The 15,201-nt window shown below is 37.9% G+C and carries 12 protein-coding genes; 11 read left to right on the forward strand and 1 reads right to left on the reverse strand.

Features of this window, described 5'->3' with window-relative positions; genetic code table 11:
- Window position 1 precedes the first annotated feature (1 nt).
- From glyS to trmFO, 10 genes are all read left to right on the forward strand, one after another.
- A complete protein-coding gene (glyS, locus tag ACMKPP_RS07190; RefSeq protein ID WP_418369545.1) occupies window positions 2-2,053 on the forward strand; it encodes a glycine--tRNA ligase subunit beta in 2,052 nt (683 codons plus the stop codon).
- 166 nt (window positions 2,054-2,219) lie between these two features.
- A complete protein-coding gene (locus ACMKPP_RS07195) occupies window positions 2,220-2,606 on the forward strand; it encodes a MarR family winged helix-turn-helix transcriptional regulator (RefSeq protein WP_418369626.1) in 387 nt (128 codons plus the stop codon).
- Between the two features lie 142 nt (window positions 2,607-2,748).
- Entirely contained in the window at window positions 2,749-3,090 is a 342-nt protein-coding gene (gene rplS / locus ACMKPP_RS07200; RefSeq protein WP_004695921.1) for a 50S ribosomal protein L19, read from the forward strand.
- Between the two features lie 187 nt (window positions 3,091-3,277).
- Window positions 3,278-4,183 carry a ribosome biogenesis GTPase YlqF gene (ylqF, locus tag ACMKPP_RS07205; RefSeq protein WP_418369546.1) on the forward strand — a complete coding sequence of 302 codons (906 nt, stop codon included), beginning with the start codon at window positions 3,278-3,280 and terminating at the stop codon, window positions 4,181-4,183.
- Window positions 4,176-4,973 (forward strand): ribonuclease HII, encoded by a 798-nt coding sequence (locus ACMKPP_RS07210; protein WP_418369547.1) that lies wholly within the window; start codon window positions 4,176-4,178, stop codon window positions 4,971-4,973. The genes ylqF and ACMKPP_RS07210 overlap by 8 nt, the downstream gene beginning before the upstream one ends.
- 194 nt (window positions 4,974-5,167) lie before the next feature.
- Complete coding sequence (locus tag ACMKPP_RS07215; RefSeq protein ID WP_295815886.1) at window positions 5,168-5,566, forward strand: YraN family protein; 399 nt, start codon at window positions 5,168-5,170, stop codon at window positions 5,564-5,566.
- A gap of 11 nt (window positions 5,567-5,577) precedes the next feature.
- Complete coding sequence (locus tag ACMKPP_RS07220) at window positions 5,578-7,284, forward strand: YifB family Mg chelatase-like AAA ATPase (protein WP_418369548.1); 1,707 nt, start codon at window positions 5,578-5,580, stop codon at window positions 7,282-7,284.
- Between the two features lie 121 nt (window positions 7,285-7,405).
- Window positions 7,406-8,632: a DNA-processing protein DprA gene (gene dprA, locus ACMKPP_RS07225; RefSeq protein ID WP_418369549.1), complete on the forward strand. Its 1,227-nt coding sequence runs from the start codon at window positions 7,406-7,408 to the stop codon at window positions 8,630-8,632.
- Window positions 8,622-10,997 carry a type I DNA topoisomerase gene (gene topA / locus ACMKPP_RS07230; RefSeq protein ID WP_418369550.1) on the forward strand — a complete coding sequence of 792 codons (2,376 nt, stop codon included), beginning with the start codon at window positions 8,622-8,624 and terminating at the stop codon, window positions 10,995-10,997. The genes dprA and topA overlap by 11 nt, the downstream gene beginning before the upstream one ends.
- A complete protein-coding gene (trmFO, locus tag ACMKPP_RS07235) occupies window positions 10,987-12,303 on the forward strand; it encodes a methylenetetrahydrofolate--tRNA-(uracil(54)-C(5))-methyltransferase (FADH(2)-oxidizing) TrmFO (RefSeq protein ID WP_418369551.1) in 1,317 nt (438 codons plus the stop codon). The genes topA and trmFO overlap by 11 nt, the downstream gene beginning before the upstream one ends.
- A 216-nt stretch (window positions 12,304-12,519) precedes the next feature.
- Here the strand turns inward: trmFO and lgt are convergent, their stop codons facing one another.
- On the reverse strand, window positions 12,520-13,344 hold the full coding sequence (lgt, locus tag ACMKPP_RS07240) for a prolipoprotein diacylglyceryl transferase (protein WP_418369552.1): 825 nt from the start codon (window positions 13,342-13,344) through the stop codon (window positions 12,520-12,522).
- 156 nt (window positions 13,345-13,500) lie between these two features.
- On the opposite strand from lgt, the gene ACMKPP_RS07245 reads away from it, so the two are divergent.
- Window positions 13,501-15,183, forward strand: a complete 1,683-nt coding sequence (locus ACMKPP_RS07245) for a glycosyl hydrolase family 18 protein (protein WP_418369553.1) — start codon at window positions 13,501-13,503, stop codon at window positions 15,181-15,183.
- The last annotated feature ends 18 nt before the right edge of the window (window positions 15,184-15,201 follow it).

Consider the following 15,201-nt stretch of genomic DNA (forward strand, 5'->3'; position numbering starts at 1 on the left):
GATGGCAAAGGATTTATTATTTGAAATCGGTGCAGAAGAAATTCCTGCCGGCTTTATGCCAAATATCTTAGGTCAATTGAAACAATTGGCTGAAACAAAATTAAATGATGCCCATCTTCCTTTTGAAAGCATCGCAACATACGGCACACCACGTCGTTTGGCTCTTATCGTTAAAGGTCTTGCTGATACATCTGCCGAAATCAGTGAACGTCATAAAGGTCCATCTGCGTCCATCGCTTATGATGCTGACGGTAATGCTACAAAAGCGGCTATCGGCTTTGCTCGTGGTAAAGGTCTTGATGTAGCAGATCTCGTTGTAGAAGATGGTTATATTTACGCAGAAACTAAAACTGCAGGTGTACCTGCAAAAGATATCGTTACAGAAATGTTGCTTCAATTGATTACAGGCCTTAACTTCCCTAAATCTATGCATTGGGGTAATTTAGATGCTAAGTTTGTACGTCCAGTACGTTGGCTTGTAGCATTACTTGATGAAGAGGTAATTCCAGTAGAGTTTGCTACTGTTCAATCTGGTAATGTATCTCGTGGTCATCGTTTCTTAGGTGCTGATGAAATTACTATCAAAAATGCATCATTCTATGTAGACACATTAAAAGAAAACTTTGTTATGGTTGATCAAGACGCACGTCGTGAATTGATTTCCAAACAATTACATGATATAGCAGCTTCTAAAAATGCATCCATCGTTTGGGATGATGATTTGTTAGAAGAAATCAACTATCTTGTTGAATGGCCTACAGCATTGTGTGGCGGCTTTGAAGAGTCCTACTTGGCACTTCCAGATGCAGCTATCATTACACCAATGAAAGACCATCAACGTTATTTCCCATTGGTTGACCAAGACGGCAAATTGTTGCCAATGTTCTTAACAGTTCGTAACGGCTCCGATCATTCTATCGAAGTAGTTCAAGCTGGTAATGAACGTGTATTGCGCGCACGTCTTGATGATGCTAAATTTTTCTTTAACGAAGACCGCAAGAAACCTCTTATCGACCGTCAAGATGGTTTGACTAAAATTGTATTCCAAGAAGGTCTTGGTAACTTAGCAGATAAAACTGAACGTTTACTTAAATTGGGCCGTGTATTTGGTGAAGAATGTGGTTTACACGAAGATGCAGCTGTTGTGTTAGAACGTGCTACAGAGCTAGCTAAAACTGACCTTACAACAGGTATGGTTACAGAGTTCACTGAATTACAAGGTGTAATGGGTAAAGAATACGCTTTACTTGATGGTGAATCTTCTGAAGTAGCAGAAGCTATTTTCGAACAATATTTACCACGCTTTGCAGGTGATGTATTGCCTCAAACAGAAGCAGGTAAAGTATTGTCCATCATCGATAAAGTAGATAATATTGTAGCTACTTTCAGCCGTGGCTTAATACCTACAGGATCTCAAGATCCATATGCATTGCGTCGTCAAACAATTGGTATCTTGAACATCTTGCTTGGTAGCGAATGGAATATCAGCCTGCGTCCAATCTTCAAAGCATCTATGGAATTGCTTAATGTACCAGCTGAAAAACAAGACGAATTGCTGGGCCAAGTAGAAGCGTTCTTCACGCTTCGTTTGAAAAATATCTTCCTTGATCGCGAAGTTCCTCATCATGTAATCGACTTGTTGTTGTCTAACAATGAATTATCCGTTGCTGATGCTGAAGGTCTTGTAAATGCATTGTTAGCTAACCGCATCGATGAAAATGTTGAACTTGTTCAAGCTTATACTCGTATGTACAATCTTGTAAAAGATGTGGAATATACTGGTGTTAATAGCGATTTGTTGAAAGAAGATGCTGAAAAAGAATTGTTCGAAGCTGCTTCTAAAGCATCTGAAGCAAGTAGTGCTGCTTGGGAAGCTGGCGATTATGATGCAGTCGTGGCAGTTCCAGCTACTTTAGTTCCAGCCATCAACAAATTCTTTGAAGATGTAATGGTTATGGATAAAGATGAAGCTATTAAAGCTAACCGTTTACAACTCGTTCGTTTAGCATACAGTGTAATGGCTATTATTGGTGATATTAGCGCATTAAAATAATATATTATAGTAAAAGTTTAAATTTTTACAATGATATACAAGAGAAGAGGTACCATGCGTACCTCTTTTTTGCTTTTACGAAGAATATGCAAATTTTATGCAGGATTTTTAGAGACTATAGCGAATACTTTATAATATACAAAGTTGTATGAGGAGATAGATGATTATGAATCATGATGAATTATATAAAGCCTTATGTAAGGTGCCAAGCGGCAAAGAAAAGTCTCGTGATAGAATTATTATTGAATTATATATGCGTTCCCAAGGAGCATCACAAAAGCAGTTAGTAGATGCTCTAAATATGCGTCCTGCTACTGTGTCGGAGCAGACAGACATTCTCATTGAATTGGGATATGTTACTAAACATATTGATTATATGGACAAACGTATATCTGTAGTTACTTTAACAGATGAAGGGAAACGGTTAGGCAAATCTCTTTTACATACATATAACGAATTTCTTAATGTAATGTTCTCTGATTTATCGGATGAAGATCAGGAGAATTTATACCGATTATTAGGTAAGTTAAAACGACCAATTATACTTAAATAATACGAAAATATTTGGATTATTAAAATAATATAGAAAATACTTGCTAACAGTACGTAATTTATGATACTATATTGCTATTAATTTGAGACAGTCCGCTGCCTATAAGGTGTAGGTATTGAATGTCTGCAAACAGGAGGAAACAATGAACATTATTAACGTACTTGAACAAGAACAACTTCGTACAGACATCCCTACATTCCGTGCTGGTGACACAGTTCGTGTACACGTAAAAGTAGTGGAAGGTACTCGTGAACGTATCCAAGTGTTCGAAGGTTTGGTAATTAAACGTCAAAACGGTGGCGTACGTGAAACTTTTACAGTTCGTCGTATTGCATCCGGTGTAGGTGTAGAACGTACATTCCCACTTCATAGCCCACGTTTAGCTAAAATCGAAGTTATGCGCCGTGGTGTTGTTCGTCGTGCTAAATTGTACTACTTACGTAACCTTACTGGTAAAGCTGCTCGTATTCGCGAAAAACGCTAATGTTCATAAAAGGCTGCCGTTGGCAGCCTTTTATTTTTGCTAAAATTAGATATGAATAGTTCTATTTTATTAATCTATGAATTAAAGAGTTATAATAGAGAAATATAGAGCTGTAAAAAGATAAATATAAAATATACTAAATATTATCTCTATGAGATGTATATAGAGTATGTAGAAAGGATATACTATGGCAGATTCACCTATCGTACATTGGTTCCCCGGGCATATGGCGAAAGCTACTCGTATGATTACGGAGTATATAAAAAAGGTAGACGTAGTTATCGAGTTATTAGATGCCCGTATTCCACGTTCTAGTGCGAACCCTGTAATCACTGAACTTATTGGTCAGAAACCTCATATAATACTGTTAAATAAAGTAGATTTAGCAGATCCTAAAGCCACAAAGGAATGGACTGAATTTTTTACTAAACAAGGTATCACTGTATTGGCTATTGATTCTAAGTCTGGTAAGGGTAATAAGAAGTTAATATCTACGGTAGAGCGTTTAAGCAAGCCTATCATAGACCGTTGGGTAGCTAAAGGTATTCGCAGTCGTTCTGTACGTACCATCATCTTAGGGATTCCTAACGTTGGTAAATCTACGTTGATTAACTCCTTAGCTGGCTCTGCAGCAACGCGTACAGCTAATAAGGCTGGTCATACCCGTGGTCAACAATGGGTTAAAATCGGTAAAAGCCTTGAATTGCTAGATACACCAGGCGTGTTATGGCCAAAATTAGAGGACCAACGCGCAGCGGCTCGTCTCGCTATGACGGGGGCCGTTTCTGATGATGTTTACGATTTAGAGCATGTAATGAAACAGCTATTAAATCATTTATTGACTAATACGTCTAATATTTTGGTGGAACGTTATAAATTAAAAGAAGAAGAAATGACAGATGTTGATACCATTCTTGAAAGTATCGGTCGTCGCAGAGGCTGTCTTGTTAGTGGTGGCGTAGTAGATTTTGATAAAGCACGTCGCATTATCTTGCAAGACTACCGCAATACTAAACTAGGTACAATTACTCTCGATAAGGTAGACGAAGAGCCATATTATCCTGAAGATGGTGAGGATACACATAATGGATAAGGAATTATTCGCCAAGTTAAAAGTGGCAGATATTAAAGCTCTTTTTGAAACTGAACAAGCTTTAGAGCTATTATCGCTAGCTCAAGAGGATACTCGTAGTTCTGTACAAAAATTAGCCGCTTCTTATATTAAGCGCCAAGAAAAAGAGTTAAAAGAGCAGCAACGCCTTATGGGCATGTATGACTATGAAGGAATGTTCTACGATCAAGGCATTTATCATGTGGCTGGTGTAGATGAAGTGGGGCGTGGTCCTATTGCAGGCCCTGTAACAGTAGCGGCTGTTATCTTGCCACCTATGACATTGATTCCTGGCCTTAATGACTCTAAAAAGCTAACAGAAGAAAAGCGTGAAAAGTTATATGATATCATTATGGCTGATGCCGTAGCGGTGAGTTGTATCTCCTACGGTCCAGAGAAAATTGATGAACTCAATATTTACGAAGCTACGCGTCAAGCTATGTATGAGGCGATTCGCACGCTTAGTGTACCAGCAGAAGCAGTAGTAGCTGATGCCATGAAGTTGCCAGACTTAACGATTCCTGTAGAATCTATCGTTAAGGGTGATAGCAAAAGTGCGAATATTGCAGCTGCATCTATTATTGCAAAGGTTACGCGAGATCGCTATATGAAACAGCTCGATGAGGAATACCCTGGCTATGGTTTTGGTATCCACAAGGGATATTATACTGAGCTTCATAAAGAAGCGGTAGAACAACAAGGGGTAACACCGCTTCATCGTAAGAGCTTTGAGCCTATTAAATCTATCGTGCATTGGGTTAAGCCTGAATAATTGCATATAGTTCATAACCGTAAAGAGGTTCCTATTGGTCACCTATGTGACTATTAGGAACCTTTTTTGTATTTACTTTTACATCTTACGTGTTTTACTCTACAAGTAAGTATTACCTGTTGAAAGATTAATATAGTGTAGATATAAAAATTTTATGGGTTATTGTCGCAGATACACCTTATTAGGAGGTATATATGAAAACAATTAGCACTGGGAAAGCATTTAATGAGCTAGATTCAAAAGAATTGGGCAAATGGGGTGAACGGGTAGCCACCAATTATATTGAAAAACTAGGACTTACAGTAGTAGATACAAATTATCGAACGCGGTTAGGAGAAATCGACATCATTGCTAAACGGGATTTAGTATATCATTTTATTGAAATAAAAGCTCGCCGAGGCATGCAACATGGTTTGGCACGTGAGGCAGTCACTAAGAAAAAACAAAAGCATATTAAAAGAGCTGCAATGTTGTTTCTATATGATCTTAATCAAAAAAAGCGCCGTTGGAAGGAAATATCCTTTGATGTTATAGAGGTATATCTTCACGAGGACTTTCAAAGTTCTATTCATTATTTGCCGCAGTGCTTTTAGTGAGGTTTCTTATGTATGCAAAACTATATGGAGCCACCTTACACGGCATTGATGGATGTATCATTACTGTAGAGGTTGATATATCGCAAGGGTTGCCGGTTTTTGATATCGTTGGTCTACCGAATCAATCGGTTAAAGAGGCACGTGAACGAGTGCGAGCGGCCATTAAAAATAGTGGCTACGAATTCCCAATGAGACGTATCGTAGTCAATTTAGCACCTGCTACAATTCGTAAAAGTAGCGCTGGACTTGACTTAGCCATCGCTTTAGGGGTTCTTCTTGCATCAGGACAGATAAAGGGGCGTAAAGCTAAAATTTCGGCTTTATTTGATAAGAGTCTGTTTATGGGAGAATTAGCGTTAGATGGTTCGCTATTACCAACCTTTGGGACTTTAGCTATGTCGCTAGCGGGATTAGAAGCTAACTATTCAAAAATTTATACGAGTATTGAAAATGGTAAAGTGTTGCAGGCGATTCCAAGTTTAATTATATATGGTGGATCTTCACTACAAGAAATTATTACTATTCTAGAGGAGCAAGTTAAGCTAAAGGCAGTTGATAAAAATAAACAAGTAAGTATCAAAACAGAACATGTAGATAATCATAATAAACATGAATCAATTCTTGAGTCTCTAGAGTCTATGCCATTAACGGGAACCAATAAAAATCTAGATACAATCAATAAACAGCACGTAACAACAATTAGTAATCATTGTGTTAATTTGTCTGTTACGGATGAAAGTACAACTATAAAATCTAATCAAACATATACAGTTGACTTTGGCGATGTACAAGGTCAAGAGTTAGGAAAACGAGCCATGCTCATCAGTGCTGCAGGTCATCATCATTGTATTATGATAGGACCTCCAGGTGGGGGTAAAACGATGATGGCCGAACGATTACCGACCATATTGCCTTCTATGACTTGGAATGAAATCGTTGAAGTGAGTCGCATACAAGATGTAATAGGTTTACTGGGAGATAATGGGCTAGTTACATCTAGGCCTTTTAGACATCCTCATCATACGGCGACTTTGGCTAGTATGGTCGGTGGAGGGATACAGGGGCGCCCTGGAGAGGTAACACTAGCTCATGGAGGCGTATTATTTATGGATGAAGCACCTGAGTTTCAACGCCAAGTAATCGATGCATTACGACAGCCACTAGAGTCTAGGACTATTACTATAAATCGGTCTCAAGGAAATTATATATATCCAGCTAATTTTATTTGTATTCTTGCGGCAAATCCTTGTCCTTGTGGTTATTACCATGATCCCCATAAGGAATGTGTCTGTACAGAAACGATGGTTAAAAACTACCAGCAACGGTTATCAGGGCCGATTATGGACCGTATTGATTTACATATTCCCGTTGAGAGACCGACCCTTGAACAGCTGTTAGATACATCATCTTCAAATATGACGAGTGAAAGTATGAGACAACAAGTCAACATGGCTACTGCTATGCAGCAAAAACGATTTAAAGGTCTTGATTTTAATTCGAATGGAGCAGTTCCTCATAAGGCAATTAGTGAACTATGCAATATTACAGATAAGGCTTGGAGTGTTTTAGGCAATATATTTGACCATTTTCATTTAAGTGGACGAGCTTTTGATCGCATATTAAAGGTGGCTCGTACAATTGCTGATTTAGAAGAAAATCCAAAAGTAGAACCACATCATATTTCTGAAGCAATGTTATTTAGAACTGGCAAATAAAGTAAGTGTTTAATAAAGTAAGTGTTTTATAAATTATTTGTTTCTTATTTGGAAAAAGTAGTTGTTTAGTTTTATATAAAATTAAGGCTTATATACATAGAAAGAATTACCAGGTGTTTATATGACTAGATACGATGACAATATTTATATTGCAGGCTTGCAAAGTCTATACAATGTTGGAGCCACACATGTACGGCGTTTCATAGAAGATTTTGGGTCGCCCTATGATGCTTGGCAAGCCGTTAAGAAGGTTGAAAATTTAAAGCCTTATACACATATTTCTACCGCTGATAAACGCGCTATAGCATCATCGGCTAAGGACGAAAAGTTAGATTATATAATTCATAAAATAGACGAATATAAGATGGATTTTACTACCTTTTTAGACAAAGACTTTCCGTCTGTTTTAAATCATATATATAATCCGCCAGCTATTTTGTTTATGAGAGGTAATCGAGCACTTTTAGATGGTCGATTAAATCGCATTGCCCTTGTAGGGGCACGGAGTTGCTCCTTATATGGGAGGAATGTGGCGAGAATGCTTGGTAAAGAGCTCGGTAAATACAGCACTATTATCGTCAGTGGAGGCGCACGAGGTATTGATACACATGGTCATGAAGGACTGTTAGCTAGTCAGGGGTATGGTATTGTGGTCATGGGTTGTGGATTAGATATAGTATATCCACGAGAGAATACAAAATTATTTGACCGAATCTTACAAAACAATGGTTTGCTTGTATCTGAGTACCCACCTGGTACGCCACCATCTGCTAAACATTTCCCCGCTCGAAATCGTATCATTAGTGGATTATGTAGAGGTGTTATTGTAGTAGAGGCCAAGTCCAGTAGTGGTTCTTTAATTACGGCAGATATGGCGGTTAGTGAAGGTCGAGATGTATTTGTAGTACCATGTAATCTATTAGACCATACGGCTGATGGAAATAAATTTCTAATGAGAAATGGTGCATATGTACTTACTGGTTATGAGGATGTAGTTGAACAATATCATTTAACATTGCGGGAATATTTTTATAGTGAACAGAAACTTTTACCAACAAAGAATAATGAAAATAAAGGTGTAAAAGATAGTGTTCAAATAGGGAATTCTAGTCAAAGTGTTGATAGAAAAGGGTGCTCTATGTTAAGCTTTAATGTGGATAGGAGTGTAATATTGAGTGAAATACCTCATGATCGATGTATTACGGTTAGTGATATTTTGAAAGCGACTCGTATTCCATTACAACAACTACAGCCCTTATTACTAGAGTTAGAAATGGAAGGGGCTATAGAGAATCATCCGCCGAGAGGCTATATTAATATGACTAGGAGTGATATACTTGTCCATTAAACGATCTATCGTTATTGGCGAGCCGAAAGCAGCTAGTACTAGTAAAGACACAAAAAAGAAAAATACTAAGAAAGAAAGTACTACGATAAAGCGTAAGGTAGCTAAGGAAGTCCTTACTCCAATGGGGATTGTACGGGATAAATCTGTACTACAAACTTCAGTGCCACCGGAGCAACGCGAACCTCGCGTATATAATCCTGATGGCAAAGTTTTGGTTATCGTAGAGTCTCCTGCTAAATCTAAAACAATTGAAAAATTCTTAGGTCCTAACTACGTTGTAAAGGCGAGTATGGGCCACTTACGAGATTTGCCAAAGTCTCAAATGGGCATCGATATTGAACATGATTTCACGCCGCGTTATAGCAATTTGGTAACTCGTAAAAAGGTTATTGATGAACTTGTTTCTTATGCTGATGAAAGTAGTGCCGTATTACTCGCAACTGACCCTGACCGCGAAGGAGAAGCTATTTCTTGGCATTTAGCGTACATTCTAAATGTGGATCCTACGTCTACATGCCGTATTACGTTCAATGAGATTACTAAAAATGCGGTAGCAGAGGCTTTGGAGTCTCCACGTACTATCGATATGAACATGGTAGATGCTCAACAAGCACGCCGTGTATTGGACCGTATCGTAGGTTATAAATTGAGTCCTTTGTTATGGAAAAAGGTTTGTAAGGGCCTTAGTGCAGGTCGTGTGCAATCCGTTGCAGTTCGACTTATCTGTGAAAGAGAGCGAGAAATTCAAGCTTTCGTGCCACAAGAATATTGGACGATTGAAGGCAATTTTGAAACGCCTAAAAAAGAGGCTTTCACAGCGGAATTAACCCATATTAAAGGTGAAAAAATCGATATTACTACTGAAAGTAATGCACAAGCCATAGTTGATGCTATTGGCAATGAAGATGCAGTAGTGACTAATATTGAAAAGCGGAAGCGTTCTCGTAAAGCGGCACCTCCATTTACAACATCTACCTTGCAACAAGATGGTGTGCGTAAATTGAACTTTGGTGCTAAGCGTACCATGATGATTGCGCAACATCTTTACGAAGGTCTTGAAATCGGTTCCTATGGCCACGTGGGTTTGATTTCATACATGCGTACAGACTCTACGCGTATCTCTAAAGAGATGCAAGCTATGGCTAAGGACTTTATTCTTCGCAATTATGGGGAAGACTATTATCCGTCTAAACCAAATGTGTACGGCTCTAAGGGTTCTGCACAAGATGCGCATGAGGCGATTCGTCCTACATCTCTCGAGTTAACACCTAAAATGGTGGAACCATTCTTGAGTCGTGATGAACTTAAGCTATATACGTTGATTTGGAATCGTTTTATGGCTAGCCAAATGGCGCCTCAACAAAATGAATCCACAACGATAGAGTTGAATGTAAAAGATGACTATACATTTAAAGCAACTGGCTCTCGTGTTATCTTCCCAGGTTTCAGTGCCGTTTATGAAGATGCAAAAAAAGAGGATGTACCTCAATTACCTGCTTTAAAAAAGAATGATGTTGCCCATACGGTAGAGGTGTTGCCAGAACAACATTTTACGCAACCACCTCCACGTTACTCCGAGGCGAGTCTCATCAAAACATTAGAAGAACTTGGTATTGGGCGTCCTAGTACATACGCACCAATTCTAGATACTATCGTAAGCCGTAACTATGTGGAAAATACGAATAAACAATTCGTGCCTACAGAGCTAGGCTTTGTGGTGGTAGACTTCTTGATTGCATACTTTGAAAAAATCATCAATACTGGCTTTACTCGTGATCTAGAAGAAGAACTAGATGCTATTGCATCTGGTAAGGATACATATGTAAAAGTATTATCTGATTTCTACGAGGTCTTTGCGCAAGAGCTAGAAGATGCAAGTGATGTAGATCGCATTGAAATTGCATCTATGGAAAGTGATGAAATCTGTGAACTTTGCAATAGTCCAATGGTATATAAATTTGGTCGCTATGGTAAGTTTTTAGCATGTTCTAATTTCCCGGAATGTAAAAACACAAAACCTATTACAGTAGGAACTGGTGTAACTTGTCCTAAATGTAAAGAAGGGGAAATCGTAGAACGCAAGTCTCGTCGTGGACGTATTTTCTATGGCTGTAATCGATACCCACAATGCGACTTTACATTATGGGATAAGCCAACTCATGATTTCTGTGAAACATGTGGTTCTATAATGGTTGAAAAGACATATAAAAATGGTACAGTTAAAAAGTTCTGTTCCAATGAAACTTGTCCTACTAGGCCACCAAAGAAAACAAGAAAGAAAAAGAGTGAAGCTAGTGAAGAGTCTGTAAAAGAATCTAAAAAGTCTAGCAAAGCTAAAAAAGAGGAAACTATAATTGAATCATAAAAATGTTATCGTTATTGGTGCAGGCCTTGCAGGCTCTGAAGCGGCTTGGCAACTCGCTAACCGAGGCATTCATGTAGACTTATATGAAATGCGTCCTGTTAAAAGTTCTCCTGCGCACCAAACAGATCAATTTGCAGAGCTCGTATGTAGTAACTCGTTGCGCGCTAGTAATATTGAAAATGCGGTAGGTCTTTTGAAAGAAGAAATGCGTCGACTTGGTTCCATCATTATGGAATGTGCCGATGCAACTGCTGTTCCTGCAGGTGGTGCCTTGGCCGTTGACCGTCATTTGTTTAGTGAAATGGTGACGGAAAAGATAAAAGGCCATCCTAATATTACAGTTCACCATGAAGAGGTAACGGAGATTCCTACTGAAAGCACTGTTATCTTTGCATCTGGTCCACTTACATCTGAAGCATTGGGAGATAAAATTAAAGCTTTAACTGGTGAAACAGGCTTTTATTTTTACGATGCTGCTGCACCTATCGTGACGGCAGAATCTTTAAATTACGATAAAGTTTTTGCTGCTTCTCGTTACGACAAAGGCGATGCGGATTATCTTAACTGTCCTATGACCGAAGAAGAATATAAAGCGTTCTGGCATGAGCTTACAACGGCTGAAGCCGTACAACCAAAAGATTTTGAAAAGGAAATCTACTTTGAAGGCTGTATGCCCGTAGAAATTATGGCGAGCCGTGGGGAAGATACATTGCGTTATGGTCCCTTAAAGCCTGTGGGCTTAGTGGATAAACGCACCAATGAGGAATCTTATGCTGTGGTACAATTGCGCAAGGAGAATAAAGAAGGTACCATGTTTAATTTGGTAGGCTTTCAAACTCATTTAAAATGGGGCGAACAAAAGCGTGTATTCGGTATGATTCCAGGCCTTGAAAATGCTGATTTTATCCGTTATGGTGTTATGCATCGCAATACGTATATCAACTCTCCTGAGTTATTGAATCATGCATTCCAGCTTAAAAAGGAACCGCGTTTATTCTTTGCTGGTCAAATGACTGGCGTTGAAGGTTATTTGGAATCTGCTGCTAGTGGTCTAATGGTAGGCCTACAAGTAGACCGTTACTTAGAGGAACAACCATTTATTGACTTTCCTAAGACGACGGCTATCGGTTCCCTTAGTCACTATATTTCTAACTACGAAGGCTCTAATTTCCAACCGATGAATGTCAACTTTGGCATCATGGAGTCTTGGCCTCAAAAAGTACGTAAGAAAAAAGAGAAAAATGCATTGATTGCAAATCGTGCATTAGAAGATCTGGATGCGTTAAAAGTAAAAGAAAATATATAAGCAATAGTTTTATAAGAAATAGTCTTTTAATAAATAGTTTTTTTCAAAAAATAATATTTAAACATTAACCTTACAAATCAATTGATTAGATAATTTGTTATTTACTACATTATTTATTACATTATTTATTAGATTAAGGTTTAAATAGAAAAAGTCCTACATTCACAGGTAAAACCTATGAGTATAGGACTTTTTTGTTAAGTATTTCTGTATTGTTTATTTACGTTTTTTAGTTTTTGTAGTTGGTTCTGTAGCCACTATGACAGCCTGATTTTTCTTTTCTAGATAGCCTAGATAGATGAATACACAGATACCGATAATGATAGCTATTAAACTTGTCATTTGAGCAGATTTTAAACCTAGCGTTAAGTTTATGTAGTCGCCACGTAAGAACTCTAAGAAGAAACGAGCCGTAGAATAGAGAATGGCATATAGTACGAATACTTGACCCTTCGCATGTTTGAAAGATCCAAATAACAGAAGGGCTACAAAGATAAGAACATCGATTTGTCCTTCCCATATTTCGGCAGGCCAAAGCGGTTGATTTCCGTAGGTGCGGTAGGCAAGGGTACTTTCAGGATAGATAATACCATAATTACCGCCCGTAGGATGACCGAAAGCATCACCGTTTAAAAGGTTTGCCATACGACCTACCGATTGAGCCAAAATCAATGCAGGAGCAAATAAATCAGCAAAAGCCCAAAAGTCAATTTTGTTTTTACGAAGATACCAATAGCCAGCAATTGTGCCTAGTACTACGCCACCTTGAATGGCCATGCCACCTTGCCAAACAAAGGGAATTTCCAATAAATGATTACCGTAATAATCCCAATCAAAGAAGAATACGTCCCATAGGCGGGCACCGATGAGACCAGCTACGGCTACAGTAATGGAAAAGTCGATGATGTGTTCATGCCAACCGCGGCCATCCTTTTTCAAAAGTACATAGGCAACAGAGGCACCACAAATGATAGCCAAAGCTAACATGGTACCATAGGCTCTAATAGGGAAGTCCCCTATGAAAAATAAATATTGATGCATATAAAACTCCTTATGTGATAATTTTTATTAGTACATAAATTAAATTATAAATTACATATATCCTTCATGCAAGAAAAAAGATGAACTATATATAATATGGTATAATATAGAGATTGGTATTGTATCCCAGTATGGGACCTAGAATTAGGAGAGTACATGATTCGTAAATCTACTATTATAAAATCATTAACAGCTTTAGTAATGTCTGCATTATCTACTACAATCGTACAAGCAGAGGTATTGGTACCATTAGATCAATTTTTAGCCACTACTACACGTCATTACGAAGCAAATCAATATAAAACAGCATATACAGTATATGTTCCACAAAGTGAATTACAAGGTGATACGGTTATTTTAAATCCTGCAGCCGTAGGTGAACCTGTTAAATTGCCCATTACCAAAAAAGATGGTATATCCTATGTAGATATTGAGTCTGAGCCAGCTATGCTGGGTGTTAGCTATACAAAAAATAATGGTCAACTTATTTTAAGACCTGCACCAGAAGCATCTACGGTGAAAGCACCTTATACATTGCAAACACCATTGGCTTGGGCTTTTGATCCATGGACAACAGAGGGAATTCCGTATCAGGCCAAACTCAATACGAGTGGTGATAATATTATTTCTCCAAGTTGGTTTAAATTGCATAGCTTAGGTTTAGAAGCAAGTTCAAATGTAAATATTGATTATGTGAAAGCGTATAAGGATAAAGGCTATCATATTTGGCCGTTAATTACTAATCGGTTTGACTCTAATTTTACAAGTGGTATTTTGTCGGATCAATCGGTATGGAAGAAATTTGCTCATAACCTTGTTCAATATGCCTATATATATGGGTTTGATGGTTATAACTTTGACTTTGAAAACATTGATTATGCTGACCGTGATCGTTTAACAACATTTGTAGCTTATTTGTCTAATCATTTACATCAGTATAATATTAAAACTTCTATCGATGTGACTGGCTATTCTGATAGTCCAGAATGGTCATTAGTGTATAACCGTAAAGCTTTGGCAGATACAGTAGATTATGTAGTTCTTATGGCGTATGACGAAACTTGGGCTAAGAGTACTACTGCAGGTCCTGTTGCAAGTTATCCTTGGGTTCGTAGCCATACAGAAAGAATGCTATCTGAAGTTCCTTCTCAAAAGTTAATATTAGGCGTACCATTCTATATGCGCTTATGGCATGACACGAATGGTTATGCTAAAAGCGAAACATTGGCTATGAAGAATACAAGTAATTACTTTGCTAATTACAGGGATAAAATGACTTGGGATGATCGATTAAAGTTATATTATTTATCTATTCCAACAGCTTCTGGTTCAGATCGTATTTGGTTTGAAGATAATACATCGTTAGGATTAAAACTTGATCTGGTAAAAGAATTACACCTTGGTGGGTTTGCTGCATGGCGTAAAGGGTTTGAAGATACTTCTACGATTGCTATGATTCAAGAAAAAGATTTAGGTCGTGGTATGCCTAAATCTGCTAACCATGTTGTTCCAGAACCTAAAGTAGAAGAAGCTAAGCCGTTGTCTAAACTTGATGCTTATAAATTGCGCTTAGAAGAAAAACAAAAAGAAAAAGAAGCTAAAGCGGAAGCAAAACGGAAAGCTAAAGAAGAGAAAGAAGTTGCTAAACGCAAAGCAAAAGAAGAAGTTGAAAAAGTAAAAGCTGAGAAAAAACGCTTAGAAGAAGAGGCTAAAGCTAGAAAAGAACACAATAAACAAACTGTTAAAGAGCAAAATGATTTATATACTAGTCATAGTTCTGGTCAAAATACAAGCCCTAAAAATGATTTAATAAAAACTATTCAAGTCGTAAAACGCTAGTGTTTGACTGCTTTTACA

Source organism: Veillonella parvula (assembly GCF_048309325.1).
Lineage (GTDB): Bacteria > Bacillota > Negativicutes > Veillonellales > Veillonellaceae > Veillonella > Veillonella parvula_T.